The 26,996-nt window shown below is 69.9% G+C and carries 21 protein-coding genes; 5 read left to right on the top strand and 16 right to left on the bottom strand.

Features of this window, described 5'->3' with window-relative positions; genetic code table 11:
* Positions 1-215: 215 nt before the first annotated feature.
* Complete coding sequence (locus tag LXT23_RS24140; RefSeq protein WP_253982631.1) at positions 216-1,835, top strand: bifunctional metallophosphatase/5'-nucleotidase; 1,620 nt, start codon at positions 216-218, stop codon at positions 1,833-1,835.
* Between the two features lie 75 nt (positions 1,836-1,910).
* Here the strand turns inward: LXT23_RS24140 and LXT23_RS24135 are convergent, their stop codons facing one another.
* Together LXT23_RS24135 and LXT23_RS24130 are read right to left on the bottom strand one after the other, a co-directional pair.
* Positions 1,911-2,681, bottom strand: coding sequence for a YdcF family protein (locus LXT23_RS24135; RefSeq protein WP_253982630.1), 771 nt, complete (start codon positions 2,679-2,681; stop codon positions 1,911-1,913).
* Between the two features lie 7 nt (positions 2,682-2,688).
* Entirely contained in the window at positions 2,689-3,534 is an 846-nt protein-coding gene (locus tag LXT23_RS24130) for an NAD(+)/NADH kinase (RefSeq protein WP_253982629.1), read from the bottom strand.
* Positions 3,535-3,648: 114 nt separating this feature from the next.
* Between LXT23_RS24130 and LXT23_RS24125 the strand changes: the two genes are divergently transcribed.
* Entirely contained in the window at positions 3,649-4,980 is a 1,332-nt protein-coding gene (locus tag LXT23_RS24125; RefSeq protein ID WP_253982628.1) for a replication-associated recombination protein A, read from the top strand.
* A 4-nt stretch (positions 4,981-4,984) separates the two neighbouring features.
* On the opposite strand, the gene LXT23_RS24120 is transcribed toward LXT23_RS24125, so the two are convergent.
* From LXT23_RS24120 to LXT23_RS24110, 3 genes are all read right to left on the bottom strand, one after another.
* On the bottom strand, positions 4,985-6,442 hold the full coding sequence (locus LXT23_RS24120; protein WP_253982627.1) for a sigma-54-dependent transcriptional regulator: 1,458 nt from the start codon (positions 6,440-6,442) through the stop codon (positions 4,985-4,987).
* On the bottom strand, positions 6,439-8,022 hold the full coding sequence (locus LXT23_RS24115) for an ATP-binding protein (RefSeq protein WP_253982626.1): 1,584 nt from the start codon (positions 8,020-8,022) through the stop codon (positions 6,439-6,441). The genes LXT23_RS24120 and LXT23_RS24115 overlap by 4 nt, the downstream gene beginning before the upstream one ends.
* A 170-nt stretch (positions 8,023-8,192) precedes the next feature.
* Positions 8,193-9,140, bottom strand: coding sequence for a GGDEF domain-containing response regulator (locus LXT23_RS24110; RefSeq protein ID WP_253982625.1), 948 nt, complete (start codon positions 9,138-9,140; stop codon positions 8,193-8,195).
* Between the two features lie 135 nt (positions 9,141-9,275).
* Here LXT23_RS24110 and LXT23_RS24105 point away from each other — a divergent pair, with 135 nt between their 5' ends.
* Both LXT23_RS24105 and LXT23_RS24100 read left to right on the top strand, forming a co-directional pair.
* Positions 9,276-10,070: a glycosyltransferase family 2 protein gene (locus tag LXT23_RS24105; protein ID WP_253982624.1), complete on the top strand. Its 795-nt coding sequence runs from the start codon at positions 9,276-9,278 to the stop codon at positions 10,068-10,070.
* Complete coding sequence (locus tag LXT23_RS24100) at positions 10,067-10,906, top strand: ChbG/HpnK family deacetylase (protein ID WP_253982623.1); 840 nt, start codon at positions 10,067-10,069, stop codon at positions 10,904-10,906. The genes LXT23_RS24105 and LXT23_RS24100 overlap by 4 nt, the downstream gene beginning before the upstream one ends.
* Before the next feature lie 109 nt (positions 10,907-11,015).
* Here LXT23_RS24100 and LXT23_RS24095 read toward each other — a convergent pair whose 3' ends face one another.
* From LXT23_RS24095 to LXT23_RS24065, 7 genes are all read right to left on the bottom strand, one after another.
* On the bottom strand, positions 11,016-11,690 hold the full coding sequence (locus tag LXT23_RS24095) for a class I SAM-dependent methyltransferase (protein WP_253982622.1): 675 nt from the start codon (positions 11,688-11,690) through the stop codon (positions 11,016-11,018).
* The gene (locus LXT23_RS24090; protein WP_253982621.1) at positions 11,687-12,820 is read right to left on the bottom strand and encodes a mannosyltransferase family protein; all 1,134 of its coding nucleotides are present in this window, start codon (positions 12,818-12,820) and stop codon (positions 11,687-11,689) included. The genes LXT23_RS24095 and LXT23_RS24090 overlap by 4 nt, the downstream gene beginning before the upstream one ends.
* Before the next feature lie 93 nt (positions 12,821-12,913).
* Complete coding sequence (gene fadJ, locus LXT23_RS24085) at positions 12,914-15,154, bottom strand: fatty acid oxidation complex subunit alpha FadJ (protein WP_253982620.1); 2,241 nt, start codon at positions 15,152-15,154, stop codon at positions 12,914-12,916.
* The gene (gene fadI / locus LXT23_RS24080) at positions 15,154-16,455 is read right to left on the bottom strand and encodes an acetyl-CoA C-acyltransferase FadI (RefSeq protein ID WP_253982619.1); all 1,302 of its coding nucleotides are present in this window, start codon (positions 16,453-16,455) and stop codon (positions 15,154-15,156) included. Before fadI ends, fadJ begins: the two co-directional genes overlap by 1 nt.
* 127 nt (positions 16,456-16,582) lie before the next feature.
* Entirely contained in the window at positions 16,583-17,056 is a 474-nt protein-coding gene (locus tag LXT23_RS24075) for a hypothetical protein (RefSeq protein WP_253982618.1), read from the bottom strand.
* Positions 17,057-17,148: 92 nt separating this feature from the next.
* Positions 17,149-17,712, bottom strand: coding sequence for a hypothetical protein (locus tag LXT23_RS24070; RefSeq protein ID WP_253982617.1), 564 nt, complete (start codon positions 17,710-17,712; stop codon positions 17,149-17,151).
* Between the two features lie 94 nt (positions 17,713-17,806).
* Entirely contained in the window at positions 17,807-19,045 is a 1,239-nt protein-coding gene (locus LXT23_RS24065; RefSeq protein WP_253982616.1) for a radical SAM/SPASM domain-containing protein, read from the bottom strand.
* A 178-nt stretch (positions 19,046-19,223) separates the two neighbouring features.
* Here LXT23_RS24065 and LXT23_RS24060 point away from each other — a divergent pair, with 178 nt between their 5' ends.
* Positions 19,224-19,592: a hypothetical protein gene (locus tag LXT23_RS24060; RefSeq protein WP_253982615.1), complete on the top strand. Its 369-nt coding sequence runs from the start codon at positions 19,224-19,226 to the stop codon at positions 19,590-19,592.
* Between the two features lie 4 nt (positions 19,593-19,596).
* Here LXT23_RS24060 and hemE read toward each other — a convergent pair whose 3' ends face one another.
* Genes hemE through LXT23_RS24040 form a run of 4 tightly spaced genes read right to left on the bottom strand, consistent with a single transcriptional unit; the run spans position 19,597 to position 26,976 of the window.
* A complete protein-coding gene (hemE, locus tag LXT23_RS24055) occupies positions 19,597-20,643 on the bottom strand; it encodes a uroporphyrinogen decarboxylase (protein WP_253982614.1) in 1,047 nt (348 codons plus the stop codon).
* Positions 20,644-20,699: 56 nt separating this feature from the next.
* A complete protein-coding gene (locus tag LXT23_RS24050; RefSeq protein ID WP_253982613.1) occupies positions 20,700-23,021 on the bottom strand; it encodes an alpha-amylase family glycosyl hydrolase in 2,322 nt (773 codons plus the stop codon).
* On the bottom strand, positions 23,012-24,511 hold the full coding sequence (locus LXT23_RS24045) for a hypothetical protein (protein WP_253982612.1): 1,500 nt from the start codon (positions 24,509-24,511) through the stop codon (positions 23,012-23,014). The genes LXT23_RS24050 and LXT23_RS24045 overlap by 10 nt, the downstream gene beginning before the upstream one ends.
* 38 nt (positions 24,512-24,549) lie before the next feature.
* The gene (locus tag LXT23_RS24040) at positions 24,550-26,976 is read right to left on the bottom strand and encodes a glycogen debranching protein (protein ID WP_253982611.1); all 2,427 of its coding nucleotides are present in this window, start codon (positions 26,974-26,976) and stop codon (positions 24,550-24,552) included.
* Between the last annotated feature and the right edge of the window lie 20 nt (positions 26,977-26,996).

The raw sequence follows: 26,996 nt of genomic DNA, 5'->3' as shown, positions 1-26,996 counted from the left end.
CCTAGCAACCGGCGTGAAGTCCGCGCAAACGGCGCAGCGCGTTCTTCTGTAACTTTCCATCATGTCACATTGCGTCAGGCGCTCAATGTCCTGGGTCCGCCGTGACTGACGCGCACCGGGAGTGGATGTGCGGGTGCTCGCGTTCGCCCCCTGAGTGCGCTACTCCCGACGGAAGTTCGCGGCGCCACGAGGCGCCCTCCGGAGAGCGAATCGAGATGATGAAGACGACAGCGCCGGCCCGTCGTGGGGCCCTGCTCCTGCCGCTCGTGTTGGCCGTGGTCCTGGCCTCGGGCCGGGCGTCCGGAGCACCGCCCTCGCGCGCCGCCGCCCCGCCCCCGGTCCGGGTGACGCTGCTGCACCTGGCGGACGTGTATCAGGTGCAGCCGGTGGAGGAAGGGCGCCGGGGTGGGCTCGCGCGGGTGGCCACGCTGCGGAAGCAGGCGCTGAAGGAGTCGCCGCACGTGCTGACGGTGCTGGGCGGCGACACGCTGTCCCCGTCGGTGGAGTCGCTCATCGACGTGGACGGCAAGGGGCTCAAGGGCCGGCACATGGTGGATGCGTGGAACGCGCTCGGCCTGGACTACGCGGTGCTGGGCAACCACGAGTTCGACTTCGGTGACGAGGCGCTGCGCGAGCGCATCCGCGAGTCGCGCTTCCCCTGGCTGGGCGCCAACGTGGAGGACACCCAGGCGGGCGGCCTGTTCGCGGGCGTGAAGGCCTACGAGGTGCGCGAGCTGGGCGGCGTGAAGCTGGGCCTCTTCGGCGTGGTGCTGCCGGAGACGCAGGGCTCGTCCAAGGCCGGTCCGGACACGCACTTCGGCGACTTCTGCGAGGCGTCTCGCAACGCCGTGGCGAAGCTGCGCGAGGCGGGGGCGACGGTGGTGGTGGGGCTCACGCACCTGACGCTGGAGCAGGACCGGGCGCTGGCGAAGTGCGTGAAGGTGGAGGCGATTCTCGGCGGGCATGACCACGTGGGCGTGGCGGACCGCTCCACGGGGACGCCCATCTACAAGGTGGCCGCGGACGCGGTGGAGCTGGGCCGGCTCACGCTGGACGTGGACCCGGCGACGGGCGCGCTGAAGAAGGCGACGTGGAAGCTGATTCCCGTCACCCGCAAGGTGGCGGAGGACGCGGAGTTCAACGCGACGATGAAGCCCTACGAGGCGCTGTTCGCCCGGCTGTCCGAGCGGGTGGGCCGCACGCCGGTGGCGCTGGACGCGCGCTCTTCCGAGGTCCGCACGCGGGAGACGAACCTGGGCTCCTTCGTCGCGGACGCCTTCCGCACGGCGGCCAGGGCGGACGTGGCCCTGGTGAATGGGGGCGCCCTGCGCGCGGACGCGGTGCTGCCGGCGGGGATGATGACCCGCAGGGACTTGCACTCCATCCTCCCCTACGCGGACCAGCTGGTGGTGGTGGAGGTGAAGGGGGCCGTGCTGAAGGCGGCGCTGGAGAATGGCGTCAGCCTCAGCCGCGAGGACTCGAAGCCGGGCCGCTTCCCGCAGGTGTCCGGGCTGCGCTTCACCTTCAACCCCACGCGGCCCGCGGGGGACCGCGTCGTCGACGTGAAGGTGGCCGGCAAGGCGCTGGACGCGGAGGCCACGTACAAGCTGGCCACGCTGAGCTTCCTCGCCAGCGGCAAGGACGGCTACGAGATGCTGAAGGGCCTGCCCTCGGTGCCCGCGCTCGCGGACGGGAAGACGCCGCTGGACGTGCTGGCGGAGGCCTTCCACTCGGGCAAGCCCGTGCCACGCGCGAAGCCCGAGGGCCGGATTGTCCGCCTGGGCACGAGCACCCTGGCCAAGGACGCGCGGCGCCCGACGGCGCCGCTGAAGTAGGCACCAGGGCACCCAGCCGCGCCGCCGGTGGACGGAAGCGCCCCGCCGGCTTGTGCGGGGCGTCCGTGCCGTGACTCAGGGCACCCAGCCGCGCCGCCGGTAGACGGCCCTGCCCGCCAGCTCGCGCAGGGCGTCCGTGCCCTGGCTCAGGTGCCCCGCGCGCGGCAGCCAGCTCATCCGCTTGAAGGACGTGGCGGAGGCGCGCACGTCCACCGGCAGGGTGTCCGGCCGCAGGCCCACCGCCGTGAAGCAGCCCTCGGCCCGTGGCATGTGCGCCGCGCTCGTCACCAGCAGCAGCGTCTTCCAGCCCTGCTCGCGGATGATGCGCTCGGACTCCACCGCGTTCTCCCGCGTGTTGCGGCTCTTCCCCTCGGTGACGATGCGCTCGGCGGGAATCCCCCACGCCTGGAGCTGCCGGGACAGCACGTCTGCCTCCACCACCGCCTGGGGCCTCGGGTCCAGTGAGCCGCCGGAGATGAGCATCCGCTGCGCCCGGCCCTCCCGCAGCAGCTCGAAGCCGCGCAGCAGCCGCTCGGGCGCGGCGTTGTACTCGGGCTGGCCGGAGCGCTCCGTGGCGGCCGGGTCCAGCCCTCCGCCCAGCACGATGACGGCGTCGTACGTCACGTCCGGCCGGTACGTCGTCACCGCCCCCGCCTCCGCCGCGCGCATCAGCGCCGAGGACACCGCCTCCGTGGAGAAGGCGTAGAGCACGACGAGCCCCAGGACGGTCAGCAGCCGCGACAGCCCCACCCGGCGGCGCAGCAGCGCCCCGGCCACCAGGAGCAGCAGCGCCCACGACAGCGGCGCCAGGAAGACGTCGAGCACCTTCGAGAGGAAGAGGAACACGTCGCCGTCAGCGCTCGCCCCAGTGGAGCTTCTGCCGGAGGATGGAGAAGTAGGCCACCTTCGGGTTGCGCACCAGGTTGACGCGGTTGGGTGAGCGCACCACCTCGATGCAGTCCCCGCCCTGCAGCCCGTGGCCCGTCTGGCCGTCCAGCGTCAGGTACGTGTCCGCCGTCTCGCTGCGCAGCGTAATCCGGATGACCCGGTCCGCCGGCACGACGATGGAGCGCTGGGTGAGCGCGTGCGAGCAGATGGGCGACAGCACCGTGCAGTCCACCGACGGGTGGACGATGGGCCCGCCCGCGGACAGCGAGTACGCCGTGGAGCCCGTGGGCGTGGCGAGGATGACGCCGTCGGCCTTGTAGGTCGTAATCGGCACCCCGTCGATGGACGTCTCGTGGTCGGCGATGCGCGCGAGCGCGCCCTTGTTGATGACCACGTCGTTGAGGATTTCGTCCTCGATGAGCACGCTGCCCGCGCGTATCAGCCGGACGTTGAGCTTCATCCGCGAGTCCACCTGGAAGCGCCCCCCCAGCACCCCGTCCAGGGTGGTGAAGAGCTCCTCCACGGGAATCTCGGTCATGAAGCCCAGGCTGCCCAGGTTGGCGCCGAGGATGGGCACCCCGCGCCCTCCCAGCATCCGCGCCGCGTAGATGAGGGTGCCGTCACCGCCCAGCACCACCACCAGGTCCGCGCGGTCCGCCAGCTCCCGGTCCTCCACCCGCTCCCAGCCGAGCGTATGCGCCAGCGAGCGGTCTCCCAGCACCGTCAGGTGCGGGTAGCGCTCACGAAGCTGTGCCGCCAGTGCCGCGGCCTCGGGCTTGTCCTTCTTCGCGACGATTGCCAGGGTCTGCACGCGGCAACGTTCTAGTCCAGGCGGCCATCCGGGCGCTCCCCCGAAATGCCGGGGTGCCGTCCCGCCGACACAGGACCCGGCACGTAGGCACCCCGGTCGCTATCCTTGGCGGGCATGGACCTCTTCGAACATGCCGGCCAGAAGGAGCAGGCCAGCCAGGCGCCCATGGCCGAGCGCATGCGCCCCCGCTCGCTCTCCGAGTTCGTCGGCCAGGAGCACGTCACCGGCGAGGGCCGCTTCCTGCGCCGCGCGATTGAGAGCGACCAGGTGCCCAGCCTCATCCTCTGGGGCCCGCCCGGCACCGGCAAGACGACGCTGGCGCAAATCATCGCCCGCTCCACCGGGGCCTCCTTCGAGTCCGTGTCCGCCGTCCTCTCCGGCGTGAAGGACATCCGCGAGACGGTGGCCCGCGCCCAGGACCGCTGGAAGTTGCACCGCAAGCGCACCTTCCTCTTCGTCGACGAAATCCACCGCTTCAACAAGGCCCAGCAGGACGCGCTGCTTCCCCACGTGGAGAAGGGCACGGTGACGCTCATCGGCGCCACCACGGAGAACCCCTCCTTCGAGGTCAACGCCGCGCTCCTGTCCCGCTGCCGCGTCGTCACCCTGCGCGGGCTGGAGGAGGACGAGCTGGTGCCCCTGCTGCGCCGCGCGGTGGCGGACGAGCGCGGCCTGGGCGGGCGCGTGGAGGTGGACGACGACGCGCTGACGTTCCTCGCCGGCACGGCCGGAGGCGACGCGCGCAAGGCCCTCACCGCGCTGGAGGTGGCCGCGGCCCACGGCGGCACCCGGGTGGACCGCAAGTCCGCCGAGGAAGCGCTCCAGCAGAAGATGCTCCTGTACGACAAGGGCGGCGAGGAGCACTACAACGTCATCAGCGCCTTCATCAAATCCATGCGCGGCAGCGACGTGGACGGGGCGCTCTACTGGATGGTGCGCATGCTGGAGGCGGGCGAGGACCCGCTCTTCATCATCCGGCGCATGGTCATCTTCGCCTCGGAGGACATCGGCAACGCGGACCCGCGCGCGCTGGGCGTGGCGGTGGACGCGCTGCAGGCCTTCCAGCTGATGGGCCTGCCCGAGGGCACCCTGCCCCTCACCCAGGCCGTCACCTACCTGGCCCTGGCGCCCAAGTCGAACGCGGTGATTACCGCGTACATGGCCGCGCGGGAGGCCGTGACGAACGAAGGCGCGCTGCCGGTGCCCCTGCACCTGCGCAACGCGCCCACGAAGCTGATGAAGTCACTGGGGTACGGGGGCGGCTACAAGTACCCCCACAATTTCGAGGGGAACTACGTCCCCGAGGACTACCTGCCGGAAGCCCTGCAGGCCCGGCACTTCTACACCCCCTCCCGGAACGGGGAGGAGGCGGAGCTGGCGGACCGCTACGAAGCCATCCAGCGCCAGCTCGCGGAGCGCTCCCGCGAGCCGGGCGAGGAGGGCTGAGGCACTAGGACGCGGCTTCCAGCGCCCCACCCTCGTCGGCCTTGGGCTGACGGGGCTTCATGGAGCGGCCGGCCACCTCGTACTGCTTCAGCAGGCGGCGGAAGTTGGAGCGGTCCACGCCCGCGGCGCGCGCCGCGCTGGAGACGTTCTGGTTGTTCTTCTCCAGCAGCGCGGACAGGTAGCGGCGCTCGAAGGCACGCATGGCCAGGCGCTTGGCCTGGGCGTACGGCAGGTGCGCCAGGCTGAACACCTCCACCGTCGAGTCGGCCTGCGGCGCGGCCTGGAAGCCGGGCGGCAGGTCCTCCACGTCGATGATGTCGTTGCTCGTCAGCACCACCGCGCGCTCGATGACGTTCTCCAGCTCGCGCACGTTGCCCGTCCAGCGGTTGCAGGTCAGGGCCTCCATGGCGCGCGGGGAGATGCCCGACACCTTCTTGTCCGCCTTGGTCGCGTACAGCTTCAGGAAGTGGTGCGCCAGCAGGGGCACGTCTTCCGGACGGTCGCGCAGGGGCGGCAGGTCGATGGTGATGACGTTGAGGCGGTAGAAGAGGTCCTCGCGGAACTTGCCCTGCTCCTTCGCGCGGGACAGGTCCACGTGGGTGGCGGCGATGACGCGCACGTCGACCTTCACGGGCTCGTTGGCGCCCACGCGCTTGACCTCACCCTCCTGCAGCACGCGCAGCAGGCGCACCTGGGTGGCGGGAGGCACGTCGCCAATCTCGTCCAGGAAGATGGTGCCGCCGTCGGCCGCCTCGAACAGGCCCTTCTTGTTGCCGGTGGCGCCGGTGAAGCTGCCCTTCACGTGGCCGAACAGCTCGCTCTCCAGCAGCGTCTCCGTGAGCGCCGAGCAGTTGACGGCGACGAAGGGCTTGTCCTTGCGCGAGCTGCGGTAGTGGATGGCGCGCGCGACGAGCTCCTTGCCCGTGCCGCTCTCACCCTGGATGAGCACCGTGGCCGTGGAGTGGCTCACCGTCTCCACCAGCTTGAACACCGAGCGCATCTGGTTCGACTGACCGATGAGGTCCTCGAACTGGCTGCGCGCGGTGAGCGCCTCCTCCAGCGCGCGGGTGCGGTCCTTGAGCGCCTTGCGCTCGGCCGCCTTGGCCACCGTGAGGCTCACCTCGTCGATGTTCTCGAAGGGCTTGGTGAGGTAGTCGTACGCGCCCGCCTTCACCGCCTCCACCGCCGTCTCCACGGTGGCGAAGGCCGTCATCATGATGACCTCCACGTCCGGGCGGTCCGCCTTGATGCCGCGCAGCAGGTCCATGCCGGAGAGGTTGGGCATCTTGATGTCCAGCACCACGACGTCGATGCTGGGGTCCTTCGCCGCCGTCAGACCCTCCACCGCGTCGTCAATGGCCACGACGGGGTGGCCCTCGCGCTGGAGAATCTGCGTCACGGCCTTGAGGACGACGGAGTCATCATCCACGACGAGGACTTTGGCGCGCTTGACTTGGTTCACGGCAACCTCTCGAGCTGCAGGGGAATGGGCAGGAAGACGGTGAAGCGGGAGCCAGAACCCACCTGGGTATCCACGTGGAAGCTGCCCCCGTGGTCCTGGACGATGCGATAAGCGATGGACAGCCCCAGGCCCGTGCCTTCGCCGGGGGCCTTGGTGGTGAACGACGGCTCGAAGATGCGCGGCAGGTGCTTCTCTTCGATGCCGCTGCCGGTGTCGGTGACGGCGAAGTAGCAGCGGTCACCCTCGCGGCCCGTCACCAGCGCCAGCCGGCCCTGCTTGCCAGGCAGCGCCTGGAGGCCGTTCTGCAGCAGGTTGAGCACCACCTGCGCGAGCTGGCCCGGGTCCCCGTACACCTGGGGCAGGCCGTCCGTCAGTCCCAGCGACAGCTCCACGCGGGGCGTCGCCTTGAGCTGCGCGCGGAAGAGCACCGCCGCGTCCTCCACGCACTTGGACACGTCGAACAGCCGCCGGTCCTCCACGCGGCTGTGGCGGCTGAACTTCAGCAGGCTCTCGACGATGCGCTTGCAGCGCAGCGCGCTCTCTTCAATCAGCCCCAGCGACTCGAGGTCCGAGCCGGTGCGGCCCGCGTCGCGCGACATCAACTGCGCGAAGGCGAGGATGCCGCCCAGCGGGTTGTTGATTTCGTGCGCCACGCCGCCGGCGAGCTGGCCCACCGCCGCCATCTTCTCCGTCTCGATGAGGCGGCGCGTAATCGACTGCTCCTCGGTGACGTCCCGGTAGGTGCACACCACGCGGTCGTCGCCCGCCATGGGATAGGCGGACACCACGTAGGTGCGGCCGGCCTGCTGCACCTCGCCGCGAGCGCCCTTGCCGCTCTCCACGGCGGCCGGCAGCGGGCAGCCCGTGCACGGCTCGTTGCGGCCGAAGAGGTAGCGGTAGCAGGCCGTCTCCGACGGAATCTCCTCAATCGTCCGGCCCGCCACCCGCGCATACGCGAGGTTGGCCCGGCGCACCGCGAAGTCGCGCGCGCGCACCACGCACAGCGGCGTCTCCATGCAGTCGAAGGACAGCTCCCACTCGCGCTTGGCCTGGCTGAGCATCCGCGTGCGCTGGGCGACGCGCTCCTCCAGGTCCGCGTTGAGCAGCTTGAGCTCCGCGTTCTGCGCCTGCGTCACCCGGTACAGCCGCTCGTTCTCCGTCTGGAGCGCGTACTGCTCGAAGGCGCTCTTCACCGTCAGGACGAGGTGGCTGTCGTTCCAGGGCTTGGAGATGAAGCGGAAGATTTCGGAGCGGTTGATGGCCTCCTCAATCGCCTGCTGGTCCGCCTGGCCCGTCAGCATGATGCGCTGGGCCCGCGGCTCCTGCTGCTTCACCTGCGTGAGGAACTCCACCCCGTTCATCCCCGGCATCCGGAAGTCGGAGATGACGACCTCGGGGTGGAACTGCTCCAGCGTCCGCAGCCCCTGCTCGGCGTCCGTCGCCGTTTCGATGTCCCAGTCCCCGCGCCGCAGCACCCGGCGGATGGACTTGAGGATGTTCTCCTCGTCATCCACCAACAGCAGCCGCCCCCGCGGGGCGGCTTCCTGCTGCGAGTGGACATGTGCGGCTTGGGGACCCATGGATTCTTTCCGCCTCACGACAATTGCAATGACCCTGCCAGGGGCCACTGAATTTGAAGTCCTTGAAATCACGAGGTTTAACTCTCTCGTGACACAAGAATGCATGAGTCGGAGTAGACCCTCCCCCACCAAACGGGTCAATACCTACCCAGGGTCTTTGACCCGGCGGGTCAGCTGCCCTGCGAGGAAGGGGGCGGGAAGGGGGGCATCTGGGGGTGCAGGCAGATGCGGTCTCTCCCCTCGTGCTTGGCCTGGTAGAGGGCCTCGTCCGCGGTGAGCAGCAGCTGCTCGGGGCTGAGGACGGTGCGGTGGGGGAAGCTGGAGACGCCCAGGGAGGCCGTCACGTGCAGGGTGCCGTCCCCACCCAAGCGCAGGGCGCGCAGCTCCCGGCGCACGCGCTCCGCCACGGTGAGGGCGCCGGTGAGGTGGGTGCGCGGCAGCAGCACCGCGAACTCCTCTCCGCCATAGCGGGCGACGAGGTCCGTCTCCCGCACGCCCCTCTGGAGGGCGCCGGCCACCTCTCGCAGCACGCCGTCCCCGGCCGCGTGGCCGTACCTGTCGTTCACGTCCTTGAAGTGGTCCAAGTCCAGGAGGATGAGCGACAGCGCATCGTCATAGCGCTGGGCGCGGCGGAACTCCTCCCGCAGCCGCTCCTGGAAGTGCCGGTGGTTGTGGACGCCCGTGAGGCCGTCCGTCGCGGACAGCCGCTGCAGCTCCCCCACCTGGGTCGAAAGTGACTGCAATCGGTGATGCTGGGCGAGGCTCCGGCGCACCCTGCCGACCAGCTCGTCCCCCTCCCATGGGTCGATTATGACCTCGGCGCCAAGGCGGAGGGCCTCCAGCCAGGTGTTCCGGGGCTCGGCGGGGGCGAGCACCACCACGGGCGGGCCCACCGTGCCGTCGTTCGGCATCAGCCGCTCCAGCAGCGCCAGCATCCCGGCGGGGTCCTGCCCCGGGCAGAGCACCACCAGGGCCACCTCCCGGGCCAGGCGGGGTACCTCCGGGCCATAGCCGGTGAGTCGGAGGGCGAAGTCCTCCGGACCCAGGGCGCGGGCCAGCCGAGGGAGCGTTGACTGCGAGTCGTCCACGAGCAGCAGGGTGTAAGGCCTGGTTGTCACAGTGTCCCCGCAAAATGGCGCTTTCACGGTATCATACCAGTACGATGGAGTGCGACCCCCCATTCGTTGATTTGAGGGCAGAAGCTCTGGTAGCGAGCCCGTTCACTCCCGTCTGCAACACCGCCGAGGTCGCCCGTGGGTAAGTACCCCAGCATCAGCCTCTTCTTTCCCGCTTGGAACGAGGAGGACTACGTCGAGCGCGCGGTGGGCCGCGCCCTGGAGGTCCTGCCGAAGCTGACGGACGACTTCGAAATCATCGTCGTCAATGACGCCTCCACGGACCGCACGCGCGAAATCTGCGAGGCGCTGGTGCAGAAGGTGCCGCAGCTCCGGGTCATCCATCACCCGGTGAATCTGAAGCTGGGCGGGGCCATGCGCACGGGCCTGGCGGCATCGACGAAGGACATCGTCGTGTATTCGGATGTGGACCTGCCCTGGGACATGCGGGAGCTGGAGCGGGCGCTGCACCTGATGGAGTACCTGGAGGCGGACATGATTTGCGCCTTCCGGTTCGACCGCACGAGCGAGGGGCCCAAGCGCATCGTCTACTCCTTCGTCTACAACCTGCTCATCCGGGCGCTGTTCGACATCCAGATAAAGGACGTCAACTTCAGCTTCAAGGTGATGCACCGCCGGGTGCTGGAGTCGATGGAGCTGCACAGCCAGGGCTCGTTCATCGACGCGGAGCTGGTGGTGAAGGCCATCCGCAAGGGCTTCCGGGTGTTCCAGATGGGGGTGGACTACTTCCCGCGCACGCGCGGCATCTCCACGCTGGCCTCGCCGTCGGTCATCCTGAAGATGGTGAAGGAGCTGGTGCGGCTGTACCCGCAGACGCGCACGCCGGCGCCGCCGGTGCAGCCGGTGCGGCTGCCGCCGTCGGTGCAGCAGCTCCACGCGGTGCCGCCGTCGGGGCGCGCGGCGCGGGGATGAGCACGCGCCTGGTGGTGAACGCGGACGACCTGGGACTGCACCCCTCCCTGGACGCGGGCATCCTCCGGGCGCACCGCGAGGGCATCGTCACCAGCGCCACCCTGCTGGCCATGGGGCCCACGGCCGCGGAAGCCGCGGCGCGCGCCCGGGCGCAGGGGCTGGCGGTGGGCCTGCACCTGGCGCTGTCCACGCGGCTGGCTCCGGCGGCGCCCGCGGACCGCGTCCCCACGGTGGCGCCGGGCGGGCGGCTGCGGGGCAGCTGGGCGGACTTCGCGAAGGCGTGGCTCACGGGCGCGGTGCGCCGGGATGAGGTGGAGCGGGAGCTGACCGCCCAGTTGGGACGGGCGCGCGAGCTGGGCGTGGAGGTGGACCACCTGGACGGGCACCAGCACCTGCACCTGCTGCCGGGCGTGCGTCCCGTGGTGGAGGCGCTGGCGGCGCGTGAGGGGCTGCCCTTGCGGTGGCCGGACGCCCTGCCCCGGATGAGCTGGTTGAGGACGCCGGGGCCCGCGCTGAAGGCCACGGTGCTGGCGGCGCTGGCGCGGCTGCCTCCGTGGACGTCCCGGGGCGTACGGCGCGTCAGTGCGGGCGGCGTGTTCGAGGCGGGCCGGTTGGATGAGGCCGCGCTGCTGGCCGCGGTGGATGCGCTGCCGGCGGGGGACTTCGAGCTGGGCTGTCACCCGGGAGAGGGCACTCCCCACGTGCCGGAGGACCCGGCGTGGACCTACGGCTGGCAGGCGGAGCTGGACGCGCTCACCAGCCCCCGGGTGAAGGCACGGCTGAAGGAGCGCGGCATCGAGCTGCACACCTACGGCAGCCTCGCCTCCGCCACGTAGACCCCGCGTCAGCGTGGCCTCGCGGCAGTGAGCCGCACACCTACGGCAGCAGCGACTCCGCCTCGTAGGAGCAGGCGCAAGCGTGGCCTCGCGGCAGTGAGCCGCACACCTACGGCAGCAGCGCCTCCGCCACATAGAGCACGTGGGGCGTCGTGTAGCCCTTCCCCAGGTCCACCACCTCGCGCACGGCGAAGCCGGCGTCCTTCAGCAGCCGCGTCATCTCCCCGCGCGGCTTGAGCGCCAGCCCTCCGCTCGCCTTCGTGCGCCCGAGCAGCGACACCATCACCCACTCCTGGGCCAGCGCCTTGCGGTGCTTCCAGGAGTCGTCCCCCTGCACCTCCTTCAGCAGCAGGCGCCCGCCCGGCCGGAGCAGGCCCTGCACCGTGCGCAGGAAGCCGGGCCACCTGTCCTCGGGAAGGAGGTACAGCACGTCACACACCACGGCGCCGTCGAAGGGCTCCACGTCCGCCGAGTCCGAGGCGAGCGTCTCCTCCACGGTGCCCTCCGTCAGCGTCACGTTGGGCAGCCCCGCGAGGGCCCGCCGCGCCCACTCCACCTTGCGCGGGTCCGGGTCCACGCCGTGCACGGTGCGACGCGGGTCGGCCACGGCGAGCAGCGCGGACAGCAGCCCATGTCCACAGCCGATGTCCACCACCCGGCCCCCTGGCACGCGGGAGGCCACGGCGAGCAGCGGCGCGGAGAAGGCGCGCGCGTGGACGTGGAAGCGCTCCGCGGCGGGCAGCGCCGAGTACAGCGACAGGGCCTGCTGCAGGAGCGCGCTCATGAGATGTAGTAGTCCGCGCCGAAGGCCCAGGAGAGGACGATGACGGAGATGGCCCCCACGGCCACCGCCCCCTGGAGCACCCGGGGCCGCTCTCGCAGGAGCAGCGCGGCGGTGAGGAAGACGGGGAAGGACGACAGGAGGTAGCGCCCCATGCCCATGAAGTCCTTCGTCGACCACGCGGGCAGGCCGACAATCGCCAGGACGTAGACGGCGTACCCCCAGCCCAGCAGCTTCCGGGTGGGCCACACCAGGGCCAGCGCCAGCAGCGTGAAGAAGGCATGCGCGGCCAGGCGGATGGCCTCGCGCTTGTCCGTGGGCGAGAAGATGACGCGCTCGAACCAGCTCACCTTCAGCCACGTGCTCCAGCCCGGGTTCTGCTCCCACCCCGCGGCCCCCTGCACCTTCACGAAGGCGAACGGGTCACCGAACTGGTGCCACAGAAAGAGCATGTAGCAGCCGAAGCCCAACCCCGACAGCACGGGCAGGAAGTCCACGGCGGTCCACTTCTCCCCCCGCTGCCGCTTCCACTCCAGCCGGCGCACCAGCAGGCCCAGCACCACCGCGGGCGCCACCGGCCGCGCCGCCGTGGCCACCGCCGCCACCAGCACCGCGGGCAGCAGGAGGCCGCGCTCCAGCAGCAGGAAGGCGGACACCACCAGCAGGACGAACAGCGCGTCCGAGTACATGGCGCCGTAGAAGTAGAACGTGAACGGATAGCAGGCCATCAGCAGCCCGGCCTTGAAGGCGGTGTCCTCGTCCACGAACAGCCGCGCCCACTTCGTGAACAGCACCAGCGCCAGCGGCCCGCACAGGAAGGTGATGAGCACGCCGGACTGGTAGACGTCGGGCCCGAGCGACTCCACCGCGCGGATGAGCAGCGGGTAGAGCGGGAAGAACGCCACCGAGCTCTGCTGCCCGGGGATGAAGCTGTACCCCTCCTGGGCAATCCGCATGTACCAGCTCGAGTCCCAGGCCACCCAGCCCATGGTGACGTACTCGTCGACCCGGACGACGGGGTTCTGCGGGTTCTTGTGGAAGTAGCGCCAGGCCCCGGCCGCGGCGGCGGCACTGCACGCCACGACGGCGGCCAGGGTGACGAGGGCGATGCTGCGGGACGCGGAGCGGGCCATGCGGCCGGCAGGCTTTGTCCAGAACGCCGCCCCGGTCAAGCCCGGGAGCCCCGCGTCTGGCGCGGACTCCCGGGCGGGTGCTCATGACGCGGCTCAGCGCGGGTAGAACGTCTTGCCCGCCTTCACCAGCTCCACCAGGTGTGGCGCCGGGACGAACCGCTCGCCCAGCTTGTCGTGGAAGTGCTCCAGCTTGCGCAGCACCTCGGCGGGGCCCCGGCTGTCCACGTAGCGGAACGGGCCGCCGGTGAAGGGGGGGAAGCCCAGGCCGAAGATGGCGCCCACATCGCCGTCACGCGGGCTGCGGAGGATGCCCTCGCCCAGGCAGCGCACGGCCTCGTTCACCATCTGCAGCACCAGCCGCTCCGCCATCTCCGCGTGGTCGAAGCTCTTGCGGTCCTTGCCGTGCGGCAGCAGGGCGTAGACGGTCGGGTCCACGTCCTTCTTCTTCCCGTCCTCGTACAGGTAGAAGCCCTTCTGCGTCTTGCGGCCCAGCCGGCCGTCCGTGATGACGTTGTCCAGCGCCTTGGGCGCCGCCATGCGCTTGCCGAACGCGGCCTCCATGATGGGGCCCACCTTCTGCGCCACGTCGATGCCCACCTCGTCCAGGAGGGTCATCGGCCCCACCGGGAAGCCGAACTCGACCAGCGCCTTGTCCAGCTCCGCGATGTCCGCGCCCTCGGCCAGCAGGTACGCCGCCTCGTTCATGTACGGCGCGAGGATGCGCGAGGTGTAGAAGCCCGGCCCGTCGTTGACGACGATGACCGTCTTGCCCTGCTTCTTGCCCACCTCCACGCAGGTGGCCGTCACCCACTCGGACGTGCCCGGGTGGGTGATGATCTCCAAGAGCGGCATCTTGTTCACCGGGCTGAAGTAGTGCATCCCGATGACCTGCGACGGCCGCCTGCTGCCCTTGGCCAGCTCCGTAATCGGGATGCTGGAGGTGTTGGACGCGAAGATGCAGTGCTCGCCGGTGACGGCCTCCACCTCCGCGATGATGCGGTGCTTGAGCTTCAGGTCCTCGAACACCGCCTCGATGACCAGGTCCGCCGACTTGAAGCCGCTGTAGTCGGTGCCCGCCGTGATGAGCGCCATCTTCGCCGCCGCCTCGCGCGACGTCAGCGAGCGCTTCTTCGTGCGCTCATCCAGGATGGACTGCACCTGCTTGAGCGCGCGGCCCACGCCCGCGTCGTCCTTGTCCTTCACGCGCACCGGCACGCCCTGCAGCGTGCTGGCCACGTAGGCGATGCCGCCGCCCATCAGCCCGCCGCCCAGCACCGCCACCTTCTTCACCTCGCGCGGCTTCACGCTGGGGTTGGAGGTGCCGTTCTCCTTCTTCAGCGCCGTGGTGGCGAAGAAGATCTCCACCAGTCGCTTTGACACGTCCGACACCACCAGCTCGCCAAACGCCTTCGCCTCGGCCTCCTGGCCCGCCTTGTGCCCGGACTCCAGGCCCACGCGAATCACCTGGAGCGCCTTCTCCTGGGCCGGATACTTGCCGCGCGTCTTCTTCAGCAGCTGCTTGCGCGCCTCGTCGAAGACGAGCTTGCGGCCCAGCGGGTTGTCCTCCAGCGCCACCTCGGCCCACAGCTCCTTGTTGGCCAGCCCCTGGAAGAAGCCCGACAGCCCCTTCGCCTTGCCGCTGGAGACCACGCCCTTGAAGCCCTGGCCGCGCGTGCGCTCGACCTTGAGCGTGCCCGCCGCCAGCTCCCGCGCGCGCCGCAGCGCCAGCGTGCGCAGCAGCGGCACCGGCACCACCTCGTCCACCACGCCCAGCTTCTTCGCCTTGGACGGCTTGAGCGACTTGCCCGTGAGGATGAGGTCCAGCGCCGCCTGCACGCCGATGAGCGCGGGCAGCCGCTGGGTGCCGCCAGCGCCGGGAATCAGGCCCAGCTGCGTCTCCGGCAGGCCCAGCGACGTCTTGGGGCTGTCGGTGGCGATGCGGTAGTCACACGCCAGCGCCCACTCCAGGCCCCCGCCCAGACACGAGCCGTGGATGGCCGCGATGACGGGCTTGGGGAACGCGTCCAGCCGGTCGAACGACTCCTGGCCGTTGCGGCTGATGGCGGTGGCCTCCTCCGCCGTCTTGAGGGTCTGCAGGAAGTCGATTTTCGCCCCGGCGACGAAGTTGTCCTTCTTGCCGGAGATGAAGACCACGGCCTTCACCTCGGGCTCCCGCTCCGCGCGCGACATGATGCGGGTGAAGGCCTCGCCCGTCTCCGGCGACAGCGTGTTCACCGGCGAGTCCGGCAGGTCATAGGTGATGACGGCGACGCCGTCCTCCACCGCGTAGGACAAGCCCTGCTTCACCTCGAGCTCTTCAAGCTTGCTGGCCATCACTCACGCTCCAGGATGACGGCGGCGCCCAGGCCGCCGGCGGCGCAGACGGTGCACATCGCCGTGTTCTTGTTCCGACGCTTCAGCTCGTTGAGGGCCTGGGTGACGATGCGCGCCCCCGTGGCCCCGAAGGGATGACCGATGGCAATGGAGCCGCCCGTCACGTTCAGCCGCTCGCGGTCCACCTCGCCCACCGGCGCGCTCCAGCCGGCCTTCTTCGCGAACTCCTTGGACGCCAGCCCCTGGAGGTTGCTCGCCACCTGCGCGGCGAAGGCCTCGTGCATCTCCACCAGGTCGATGTCCGCCAGCTTCAGCCCCGCCCGCTTGAGCGCGGTGGGCACCGCGTACACCGGGCCCTGGAGGAGCTGGTCCGCCGGGTCCGTGGCCGCGTAGGCGTGCGCGCGCAGGTAGCCCAGCGGCTCATAGCCCAGGGCCTTGGCGCGCTCCTCGCTCATCAGGAGCAGCGCCGCGGCGCCGTCGGTGAGGGGGGACGCGTTGCCGGCGGTAATCGTCCCGTACTTGCGGTCGAACACCGGCTTGAGCTGGCCCAGGGCCTCCACGCTGGTGTCGTCGCGGACGATGTTGTCCTTCGCGGCAATCTGCTCGTACTTCGGCGGCACCACGACGTGCATGACCTCGTTCTCGAACAGGCCGTCCTTCCACGCGCGCGCGGCGTTGCGGTGCGAGTTGTAGGCGATGAGGTCCTGCTCCTCGCGGGTGATGCCGTTCTCCTTGGCCATCTTCTCCGCGCTCTCGCCCATCGTCATGCCGGTGGAGTACTCGGCGATGGCGGGCGGCACCGGCAGCAGGTCCTTGCCCTTGAGCTTCTGGAAGGGCTTGAGCTTCTCCGGCAGCGAGCGCCCCTTGGAGGCCGCCACCAGCGCCTGCGCCAGCGGCCGGCTGGTGAAGATGGGCGCGTCCGACATGCACTCGGTGCCGCCGGCGATGATGATCTCCGCCTCGCCCACGGCGATGGCGTTGGCCGCCGTCGTCATGGCCTGGATGGACGTGGCACAGGCCCGCGCCACCGTGAAGGCCTCTATCTTGCGCGGCAGCCCCGCGGCGATGACCACCTCGCGGGCGATGGACGGCGCCGTCAGCGTGGGGATGACCTGGCCGAACACCACCTGGTCGATGAGGTTCGGGTCCAGCTCCGCCCGCTGCACCAGCTCCTGGACCACCATGCGGCCCAGGTCCAGCGCCGTCAGCCCCGAGAAGACGGAGCCCGCCTTCACGAACGGGGTCCGCAAGCCGCGGACGATGGCCACCCTGGGACGGCCGTTACGCTTCTCGCTTGCCATATGTGCCTGTGCCTCCTGTGCGTCGAGCGGGAGGCATCTAACGAGCGACAATGCGGCGCGTCAATGTCGGATTGACTCAAAAGTCAACCGCAAGGCGGAAGGGCACGCTCGCCTGCTCGCCCCGGGCTCAAGGCGCGGACGGGCTGGGCGGGGACTGCCCGCGGCAGACCTCCAAGAGGAAGGCCTCCAGGGGCTTGAGCAGCTCCAGCTTCCAGAGTGCCGACAGGTCCGCTTGAGCGAGGCGCTGAATCAGGACGTCTGGGAGGGGCCCTTCTCCCACCCGCGCGAAGAGCTCTTCCAGCACCTTGAGCGCCTCGTAGCGTCCTCGGACTCGGTCCTCGAGGGACACCGGTCCCGGCAGCACGGCGTTCACGATGCCCTCGTCCAGGAACAGCAGCGACTCGACCTCCGGGGGCACCATGAAGACCAGGTACTTCGCCCAGGGGACGTGCTCTTTCAGATACAGCTCGCGCAGGGCCACCTGGTCCGCGACGCGGTAGGGATTCACGGACTCGGCGCTCGCAACCAGGGCAACCGGATTGAACGAGCGGCGGAAATGGGCCATGGCCCTGCCGGTGATATTGCCACCGTAGCTTCGCACGCGGATGTCCTGGTCTCTCAGAGAGGGATGCCCTTTCATGAGCCGTGCAAGGATGGCTGCGTGCAGAGGCTCCTCCGTCAGGATGAAGGCCGTCATGCCAGGTCATCCTCCACAGGAGCATCCCGGTTCACGAAGCCATTCTCGATGGCGTAGCGGAGCTTGCGCTTCATGCCCTCTCGCAGCGCGCCCTGCTCGAGCGCCTGGGAGATGACCGGGTCTTCCCACAGCAACACATCCGGCGGCGGGAGGAACTCGGCCATTCGCTGGGCGGCTTCGGTGAATCGCCCATTGTTGAAGACAGCGCCCAGCGTCATCCTCGGGCGGCGGAGAAGCCGCATCTTCATCTGCGCGATGCTCATGAAGTCGAGCGGCACGCGCCAGTCTCGGGCTTCAATCAGACACGCGAGTCCGTCGAAGTAGACCGCGCCGTCTATCTGCTCCAGCAGGGTTCCGTTCTTGCGGACCTCATAGGGCCATGTCACCTCGGCACCCTCCAACTGGAAGGCTCTCAGGATGAGGTACTCCAGGGCCTTGCCTGGCGGCCACCCTACCAGATTCCCTCTCCCACGGACAACCTGCCACATCCTCAATACGTCGGCCCTGTCGAGTGAGAGCACCCGCTCCAGATACACCGCCTGCCGCCCCGCCTCATCCATCCCGCCCCTCCGTGGCGGGCAGCTCACCCGCGCACGTCCTACCTACCCGGCGGGTCTGACATGGATTGAACACGAGGTGACGCGGCCCACGCCGTCAGGCGGGCTTCGGCCAGCGCCGCGTCTTCACGTACTCGCGCTGCATCTCGGGCCGGGGGTCCGGCGCGTCGACGGGCTCCTCGACGATTTCATACAGGCCGTGGTCGAACGGCCGCCCCGGGGCCGGAGCCTTGGGCACCAGCCGCTCCCGCACCCCTTCCTCGGCGCGCGTCCTCGCCCGGAAGTGACAGTAGGGGTTGTTCCCCGGCCGGCCGAACAGCGCATGCGCGGTGAAGCTGCATCCGCCCAGGCACGTCTCCGCGAACGGGCACGTGCGGCAGAAGCCCCACAGGTCCTCCACCGTCCGCGTCCGCGTGAAGGCCAGCTGGGGCGAGTCCTTCCAGATGCGCTCCAGCGACTGCTCCCGCAGGTTGCCCCCCACGTAGTGCGCCGTCTGGAGGGAGGGGCACCCCTTCACCGCGCCATTCGACTCGATGCCCATCACGTACCGCCCGGCCTGGCAGCCCCGCCAGTGGTCCCTCCCGCCCGCGTGCACCGAGCGCAGCAGCGCCTCCTCCGGCCCGAAGTAGCCCAGGTTGTTCCCCGGCATCACGCTGATGCGGTCCTGCCGCGCCTGCTCCTTCAGCCGGGCGATGCGCGGCATCAGGTCCACCAGGTCCCACGGCTGCAACAGCAGGTCCGGGCGGTCCGCCGCGCGCCCGAGCGGCGCCGTTATCTGCACCTGCCACGCGCCGATGCCCTGCCCCTTCAGGTGCGCGTACAGCCCCTCCAGGTCACCCATGTTGAGCCGGTTGAGGTTGGTGTTCGCGGCGGTGCGCATACCGGCGGCCTTCAGGTGCCCCAGGGCCGCGGTGGCGGAGGCGAAGCTGCCCCGGGCCGCGCGCATGAGGTCGTGGGTGGGCTCCAGCCCGTCGATGCTCACCGAGGCCGCGTACAACCCCGCGCGCGCCATCTCCCCCGCCAGCTCCGCGGTGATGCCACGCCCGCCCGTCGTCAGGCCCGGCCGGATTCCCGCGGCCTTCAGCGCCTGGATGATGGAGAGGAACCCCGGGTGCAGGTACGCCTCCCCGCCGATGAGCACCACCTCCCGCGCGCGCATCGCCGCGAGCTGCGCCACCACCCCGAGCGCCTCCTCCGTCCCCAGCTCCCCCGGGCGCGCCGTGCCCGCCCGCGAGCCGCAGTGCGTGCAGGGCTGGTCACACGCGAGCGTCAGCTCCCACACCACGTAGGCGGGGTGGTAGTCCGTGGGGCTCACGTCGACGCGCCGGTTCACCATGGACCCGGAGCCTAGCGGACGTGCCCCGGCACCAGCACCCGCGACACCCGTGTCAGTCCCGTCGGGGAAGCGCGCTGCGCTACCTTGGCCCGCGCTCGGAACTTCCAGCGATTGAGGCAGGCATGCGCCCTGCACTCCCGCGGCCCGAGTCGCGCCCACTCCGACAAGGATGCCCACCGTGCCCGAGCTGTCTGGCTGTCCGTCCTGCCAGGGATTCAACCCGCCATCCGCCACCGCGTGCCTGCACTGCCGGCAGCCGCTCGACGGCGGGCCGACACGGGCCGCGCTGTCCTGGGTGGCCTCGCTGTGGACGCTCGCGGGGGCCAGCGCGGTCGGCCTCACGTTGATGGCCTGCTACGGCATGCCCCCGTGCGAGGACGGCACGTGGGACTGCTACGAGCCCCTGCCGGACTGCGAGCTGACGGATGGCGGAATGGATGCGGGGAGCTCGGACGGGGGCATGAGCTGCATCCCCGTGGATGCGGGGCAACCGGGTGATGCCGGCACCATGGGTGATGCCGGCCCCCTGGGTGATGCGGGAGGCTGAAACCCTACTTCCCCAGCGTCCCCTGGCGGAGCGCGGCGCCGTGCCGGTGCACGGCGTCCACGAGGAACTTCGCCGAGTCCGGGTCCGTGGGCGGGAGGATGCCGTGGCCCAGGTTGAAGATGTGCCCCACGGGCCCGGCGCGCTGGAGGATGTCCTGCACGCGCCCGTCCAGCTCCTCGCGCGGGAGGAACAGGTGCAGCGGGTCCAGGTTGCCCTGCACCGCCACGTCCGGGCCCAGCACGCGCCGGCCCTCGTCCATGGGCATCGTCCAGTCCAGCCCCACCACGTCCGCGCCCGTGCGCTTCAAGAGCGGCAGGTGCGTGGACATGCCCACGCCGAACACGATGACCGGGACGCCCGTGGCCTTCAGCTCGGACACCATCCGCGTCAGGTACGGCATGCAGAAGCGCTCGTAGTCCCACGGCGACAGCTCGCCACCCCACGAGTCGAAAATCTGGACGATGCTCGCGCCGGCCTCCACCTGCATCTTGAGGTACGGAATCAGCGTGTCCGTCAGCTTGCCGAAGAGGCGGTGCGCCAGCTCCGGCTGCTCGAACATCAGCCGCTTGATGAGGATGTAGCTCTTCGAGCCCCCACCCTCCACCATGTACGCGGCCAGCGTGAAGGGCGCGCCCGCGAAGCCGATGACGGGCACCGAGTCGTTCAGCGCCTTGCGCGTGCGGCGGATGGCCTCCGCCACGAAGCCCGTGCCCTCCACCGGGTCCGGCACGCCCAGCTTGTCGATGTCCGCCGCGGTGCGCACCGGGTTGGGGAAGTGCGGCCCCTTGTCACCCAGCTCCAGCGTAATCCCCATCGCCTCCACCGGGATGAGGATGTCCGAGAAGATGATGGCCGCGTCCACGCCCAGCCGTGTCACCGGCTGCACCGTCACCTCGGCCGCCAGGTCCGGGTGCTTGCACAGGTCCAGGAAGGCGATGTTGCCGCGGATGGCGCGGTACTCGGGCAGGTAGCGGCCGGCCTGGCGCATCAGCCACACGGGCGTCGTATCGGTGGGCTGGCGGCGCGCCGCGCGGAGGAGTCGGTCGTTCACTTCAGGCCCTCAGGGTCTTCCCCGCTCGCACGCGGGGGGCAGGTGGAGGATGTGCGTCAGCGCTTTCCCCATGCCAGCTTCAGGCGCAGGGGCTCGCGGCCTTCCGGCACGAACAACAGGCGGTTGTCGCCGCCCTCCCAGTCGAACTTCCCCGGGGTGCCATCGCGCACGAGCTTGTACTCGAAGACGGCGCCCACGGGCAGCGACAGCTTGAATCCGCCCATTTCCGGACGCAGCGAGCGCTCGGGCTTCCAGCCCCCCAGCTCCGGCCCGCTGCCCACCAGCCGCACCGAGGCGTCGTCCACCGAGAGCTCCACCGTGCGCCGCTCGCCCTGCCCCCGCCAGCGTGCCCCGGCCTGACGCGCCAGCGCGCCGAAGCCACCGGGCGCGCTCGGCGCGAGGCGCAGCAGCGAGACCGGACCGGGCTTCACGGTGAGCGAGGAGAGGACACCGGGCCCCTGGGGGAACTCGGAGCCCGTGAGCAGCTCGGAGAGCCGCGCTCCCAGGAGCCCTTCCGGAAGTGCCACGTCCACCGGAGCCTTCCCGGGGTTGACGGCGATGACCACGGCCTCGTCGGGCGTCACGCGCGCGTAGGCAAAGAGGTCCTCCCGGGCGGCGAGCACGAGCGTCTCGCCACCCTGGAGGGCCCCACTGCCCCGCCGCAGCTCCAGCAGCCGGGAAATCCACGCGCGCAGCGGGTGGTCCGGCGTGAAGCGCATGTCGCCCCGGTTCTCCGGCTCCTTCTTGCCGGTGAGCCCCTCCTCCGTCCCGTACGTCAGCGCCGGCACCCCGCGCGCGGTGAGCTGCACCGCCAGCGCGCGCTTCACCTTCTCCACGTCCTCGCCGCACTCGCTCATCACCCGGGGCAGGTCGTGGTTGTCCACCAGCGTCACCAGCGAGCCCGGCGCCGGGTAGAGCCGGTCGTTGAAGAGCACCGCGCCCAGGTGCGCGGGCGAGCGATTCCGGCAGAAGACATCCACCAGCGCGAAGGCCAGCGGGAAGTCGAACATCGTCCCGAAGCGCCCCTCCGCCATGGTGCGCGCCAGCAGCACCGGGTCCCCGTCCAGCATCTCCCCCAGCAGCAGGAAGTCGTTGCCGGCGTGGGCCCGCAGGTCGTCGTTGTAGCGGGCCCAGAACTTCAGCGGCATGTGCTTCACCGCGTCCAGCCGGTAGCCCGCCGGCTTCACCGCGTCCACCCACCGGCGCGAGTGCTCGAGCAGGTGCTGGTAGACCTCGTCCTTCTCCACCGCCAGGTCCGGCAGCCCGTGCACGTCCCGCATCACCAGCTCGCGGGGGTTGTCCCAGTTGTCGATGGGCCCCAGGCCGTGGAACCAGTCCGGCTTCTCGCGCACCAGCCGCGTGTCCGGCCCCACGTGGTTGAGCACCACGTCCAGCACCAGCCGCATGTCCCGGCGGCGCAGCTCCTCCGCCAGCCGCACCAGCAGCGCCTCGTCACCGAAGCGCGGCTCCACCTTGCCGAAGTCCTCTACCCAGTAGCCGTGAAAGGCCCCGTACCCGTAGAACTTCTCCGTCCGCATCTGGAAGACGGGTGAAAGCCACACCGTGCGGACACCGAGCTGCTTCAGCCCGTCCAACCGCGAGATGACGCCCTGCAGGTCTCCCCCATGGAAGGCCTGCGCATCCTTCAGGTCCACCGTCCCGTCGTTGCGCGGGTCGCCGTTGGCGAAGCGGTCCACCATCACGAAGTAGATGGCATCCCCCGCGGGCGGCACCCAGGACGAGGGGCCGGTGTCCGGCGCCGCGGAGCTCTCCACCGGGGTGCCCGTCCCACCGTCCGCCGCCGGCACCGCCATGGGCGACGCGAGGAACGAGTCGAACAGCCCTCCGGCCTGACTCGAAATCTGCGGTGCCACCTCGCCCTGCGCGTCGTCCGCGCCCTGGTGGCTGAACTGGAGCGCGATGCCGTAGTCCTGGTCGACGCTGCTGGGCTCCAGCGTGGACTTCGCGCGGCCCGCCGTCGTCCGGACGTAGACCTCCCAGGAGAAGCGGCCGCCCACCTCACCGAAGGGGGAGACCCGCGTCTCCACCAACAGATACAGCGGCGCCTCCGGCGCCTGGGCCATCAGCATCGCGAAGCGGCGCTGCGAGTCCGTCACCTTCGCGAACTCGGCCGCGTACTGCTGATAGGGCACCTCCTGCACCTGGAGGTTGCGCTTCGCCAGCGCCTCCACCACGCGCTGCTTCACCGCCTCCGGCACGTCCGCCACCGTGCCGCGCCGCTGCACGTCGTCGCGCACGTAGGCCACCGCCACCACCGTGCCGTTGGGCGCCTGCACGGGCGGCGCCGAGCGCTGCAGGCACGCCGCCGCGCTCACCGCGAGGAAGAGGACCACGCCCCACCGCTGTGTCAGAACCATCCTTCGGCCTCGATGGCGACCACCGAGTGCCAGTGGCGCTCGGGGCCGGTGTACACGTTGTACTGGTCCAGGCTCTCCACGAACGAGTTGCCGAACGCCGCGTGCTGCGACGAGTACTGGATGCCGTAGAGCAGGCGCAGGCTGGGCCGCGTGTAGATGCCCCGGCCCGTCGGGTTGAGCACCACGCCCACCTTGCCCTGCCACGTGTCGCGCGTGTCGCTGTCACCGAACTCCAGCCCGCGCGCGTCCGGAATGCCGTTCGTGTTGGTGAACACCGAGTCCACGTGGTTGCGGTACACGTTGCCGTTGTGGCTCTTCTCCCGGGCGATGCTCGTCTCCGCCAGCAGGTGGACCCGCTCCGTGAGGAAGTACTGCAGGCGCAGCACCGTGGAGGCGATGAGCCGGTCGTCGTCCCCCGGCTTGATGGCGTTGTCGTCGTTGAAGGCGTAGCCCACCCAGACGCCCCAGAGCGCCTCCAGCTTGTCCGGGATGATCTTCACGTACGCCTCGTTGCCCAGGCTCGCCTCGTGGCGCTCGTCCGTCTGGTCCGTGATGTAGACAGTCCAGTCGCGGCCCCGGAAGTTCTCCGTGTACGCCTGCTCCGGGTGCTTGCGCTCGAAGGTGGCGTAGAAGTTGTTCCACACCAGCGGGCCCACGTTGCCGAAGCCCAGGTAGCCCACGGCGCGGTAGGACAGCGCGCTGCGCGGGGTGAGGTTGGGCACCAGGTCCTCCAGGCCGGGGTTGGCCTCGAAGTAGCGCCGCACCACCTCGCGCCGCACGTAGTCCTCGTAGTTGATGCCGGGAGACTCGTAGAGCGCGTTGCGGTTGCCGCGCACCGCGGGCTCGTAGCCCACCTGCGCGCGCACGCCCACCTCCAGGTGCCCCGGGATGAGGTGGTAGCGGAACGACGCCGCGCCGGTGAGCACCGTGTTGTACTTCTGGGGACGCAGCGTGTAGCCGCTGTCACCGAAGGCCAGCAGCGCGTCGAAGCGGTCCGCCTTGTACGTGCCGGACAGGCCCACCGTCTCGTAGAGGATGGTGCCGGGCCGCTGGTCGTAGATGTGCAGGTCGTTCCAGCGGTCCTCGAGCGTGCCCAACTGCCACGTCACGCGGTCCAGCAGGATGTTGCCGGCCCGCACGAAGAGGTAGTCGGCGCGGAAGTTGGCGAACGAGCCGTTGCCCGGGTCCGCCCCCCGGAAGGACGTCCCGGAGAAGCGCGTGTGCACCTCCGCCCAGACCTCGTTGGTGCCGGGCGTGGACTGGAGCACGTCCAGCCGGAGGTTCAGCTCTCCGTAGGGGCTCTCGTTGAGGAGCCGGCCATAGAGCCAGTAGTAGCCCAGCTGGCCGGAGCCGCCCGAGAAGTCCGGGCGGGTCATGATGCGGAAGTAACCCGCGGCCCCGAAGCGATCTCGGGGAGCGTCGGCCAGGGCCAGGAGCGGGCTGAGGAGCAGCAGCAGGGAGGCGCCGAGGCGCGCGGGCGTGACTCGCATGGGCGGGCCCCGCTTATAGCGCACCTCGGCTGGCTGCCCTACTCCGCACGCAGGACGGTCATCGTCCGGTCTGGCACGGCGTATTCAGCGCCGTTGTGGGGCTTGGGCGTGTCCAGCCAGGCATTGCCCGTGACGCGGCTGCCCAGGCCCTCGGCGGCGAGGTGCTCCGGGGTGTCGTAGACCGCGTTGGTGTCGATGAGCACCTTCCACTGGCGGCCCGTGGGCAGGGTGAACGTCTGGGGCGTGTTGCCCATGTTGATGAGCACCACCAGCTCCGGCCCGTAGGACTTGTCGTGGTAGTGGATCATCAGCTGCTTGCTGTCCCACGCCACCTCGTCGGTGTTCTGGGGGCTCTTCCAGGCCAGCGGCGCGCCCTTGGCGTAGTCCGGCGGGGAGAAGGCGTACCCGTGCTCCTTGCGCAGCCGGATGGCGGCCTTCACGAATGCGTACATGCGGTGGCGCTCGTCCCGCGAGAGGTACGCGCCCCACTGGTACCAGTTGAACGGGTTGTCCGCGCGCGTGGAGTACGCGTTGTTGTTGCCCAGCTGCGTGCGCATCCACTCGTCGCCGCCAAGAATCATGGGCGTGCCGTGGCTGATCATCATCGCCATGAAGGCGTTGCGCATCATCTGCCGGCGCGTGTTCTCCGCGCGCACGTCACCAATCGGGCCCCAGTTGCGCGAGCGGTTGTGGTCCTCGCCGCTCACCTTGTCGCAGAAGGGGCTGTTCGGCGTGTCGCAGCACACCGGGTTGAGCGGGCCGCACCGGTTCTGCTTCTCGTCGTACGCGAACAGGTCGTACATCGTGAAGCCGTCGTGCACGGTGATGAAGTTCATCGAGTGGTAGGGACGGCGGCCGTTGCGCTCGTACCACTCCTTGCTGCCGTACATCAGGAAGGCGCCGTCGGCCGAGCCGGGGCGGCCGCACAGCGAGCCGTCGTTGGAGTTGAGCTTCCAGTCGTCCCGGTTGATGAAGTTGCGCCACCAGTCGCGGAAGCGGCCGTTCCACTCGTACCAGCCGGTGCCCGGCTGGGTGACGGAGTTGGGGAACTCGCCCATGGGCATGCAGTACCAGCCGCCCGCGCTCCAGGGCTCGGCGATGATGCGCGTGTTGTACTTCTGGAGGACGGGGTCGTCGACAATCTCCTGGAGCACCGTGTTGCGCGGGTCGTCCCAGCGGTTGTAGTCGCCGTCGCGCTCTCCCAGGATGGGCGCCAGGTCGAAGCGGAAGCCGTCCACGTGCAGCTCCTCCACGTAGAAGCGGAGGCTGTCCATGGTCAGCCGGCGCATGGGCCGGTGGTTGGGCCGCGTCTGGTTGCCCACGCCCGTGTTGTTCCAGTACGTGCGGCGGTCCGGGTTGAGCGCGTAGTACGCCTGGTTGTCGATGCCGCGGAACGAGTACAGGCCCGCCGTCTCCGTGGGGTCCAGCGACTCCAGCGGCTCCCCGGGGAGCACGTCGTCCGTCTCCAGCTTCTCGCGCCACAGGCCGCCCTCGCCGGTGTGGTTGTAGACCACGTCGACGATGACCTCGATGTCGCGCTTGTGCAGCTCCTCCACCATCCACTTGAACTCGTCGATGACCTGGTGCGGCAGCTTGTGCGCCGCGTAGGACAGCTCGGGGGCGAAGAAGTTGATGGTCTGGTAGCCCCAGTAGCCACCGTCCAGCGGCTTCTCGTGGATGGGCAGCAGCTCCACGGCGGTGATGCCCAGGTCCTTGAAGTAGTCCGCCTTCTCGCCCAGGCCCCGGTACGTCCCCGGGAAGCGCACGCCGCTGGCGGGGTCCGCGGTGAAGCCCTTGGCGTGGACCTCGTAGACGATGAGGTCGTTCCAGCCGTGGCCCTCCCACTTCTCGTTCTGCCGGTTGGCCCGCCACTGCGACTCCGCCTCGGACCACTGGTAGTCGCTCTGGACGAGCACGCTCTTGGCGGAGGCCGCGTACGTCACCTCCGTGCGGGCCGGTCCACTGGCAGTGCTGCCCTTGCCCCAGTCATGGTCCCTGTGGAGCGCCCTCGAGTACGGGTCCGTCAGCAGCTTGTTCGGATTGAAACGGTTGCCATAGACGTCCACGTCCGTCTTGAAGCCGAGGATGGAGCCGGGGAACCAGCTGGGGTCGTACTCCCAGTTGGGGCCCCAGGCGCGGAAGCCGTAGTGCTGGCCCAGCCCCACGCCCTCCACGTAGACGTTCCACACGTCCCCGTATCGCGTCATCTCGTAGGTGCGCGTGGGCCGGGTGATTTCCGGGTCGTCGAAGAGCAGCAGCTCCAGCCGGGTGGCGTTCTCCGAGTAGAGGGCGAAGTTCACCCCGCGGTCCACGAAGGTGGGGCCCATGTGCCGCAGGGACTCCACGTCATCCACCGTGTAGCTCGGGGCCCGGGCTTCACTGTGGTACAGCCGGACATAATCGCTCTCACTGCACCCAAGGGCGAAGAGGGCGCTGGCCAGGGCCGCGCCCAGCAGGCGGGTCATACGGAGAGTGCTCATAACGA

The organism is Pyxidicoccus xibeiensis, assembly GCF_024198175.1.
In the GTDB taxonomy this organism is placed as follows: domain Bacteria; phylum Myxococcota; class Myxococcia; order Myxococcales; family Myxococcaceae; genus Myxococcus; species Myxococcus xibeiensis.
This window is presented reverse-complemented; position numbering and strand designations above follow the sequence as displayed.

What these genes read in the sequence shown, in the direction of transcription:
- LXT23_RS24125 (WP_253982628.1), top strand. Translation starts at nt 3,649, where the DNA reads ATGGACCTCTTCGAACATGCCGGCCAGAAGGAGCAGGCCAGCCAGGCG.
- LXT23_RS24070 (WP_253982617.1), bottom strand. Translation starts at nt 17,712, where the DNA reads ATGGATGAGGCGGGGCGGCAGGCGGTGTATCTGGAGCGGGTGCTCTCA.
- LXT23_RS24045 (WP_253982612.1), bottom strand. Translation starts at nt 24,511, where the DNA reads ATGCGAGTCACGCCCGCGCGCCTCGGCGCCTCCCTGCTGCTGCTCCTC.
- LXT23_RS24050 (WP_253982613.1), bottom strand. Translation starts at nt 23,021, where the DNA reads ATGGTTCTGACACAGCGGTGGGGCGTGGTCCTCTTCCTCGCGGTGAGC.
- LXT23_RS24090 (WP_253982621.1), bottom strand. Translation starts at nt 12,820, where the DNA reads ATGGCCCGCTCCGCGTCCCGCAGCATCGCCCTCGTCACCCTGGCCGCC.
- fadI (WP_253982619.1), bottom strand. Translation starts at nt 16,455, where the DNA reads ATGGCAAGCGAGAAGCGTAACGGCCGTCCCAGGGTGGCCATCGTCCGC.
- LXT23_RS24115 (WP_253982626.1), bottom strand. Translation starts at nt 8,022, where the DNA reads ATGGGTCCCCAAGCCGCACATGTCCACTCGCAGCAGGAAGCCGCCCCG.
- LXT23_RS24140 (WP_253982631.1), top strand. Translation starts at nt 216, where the DNA reads ATGATGAAGACGACAGCGCCGGCCCGTCGTGGGGCCCTGCTCCTGCCG.
- fadJ (WP_253982620.1), bottom strand. Translation starts at nt 15,154, where the DNA reads ATGGCCAGCAAGCTTGAAGAGCTCGAGGTGAAGCAGGGCTTGTCCTAC.
- LXT23_RS24040 (WP_253982611.1), bottom strand. Translation starts at nt 26,976, where the DNA reads ATGACCCGCCTGCTGGGCGCGGCCCTGGCCAGCGCCCTCTTCGCCCTT.
- LXT23_RS24100 (WP_253982623.1), top strand. Translation starts at nt 10,067, where the DNA reads ATGAGCACGCGCCTGGTGGTGAACGCGGACGACCTGGGACTGCACCCC.
- LXT23_RS24095 (WP_253982622.1), bottom strand. Translation starts at nt 11,690, where the DNA reads ATGAGCGCGCTCCTGCAGCAGGCCCTGTCGCTGTACTCGGCGCTGCCC.
- LXT23_RS24065 (WP_253982616.1), bottom strand. Translation starts at nt 19,045, where the DNA reads ATGGTGAACCGGCGCGTCGACGTGAGCCCCACGGACTACCACCCCGCC.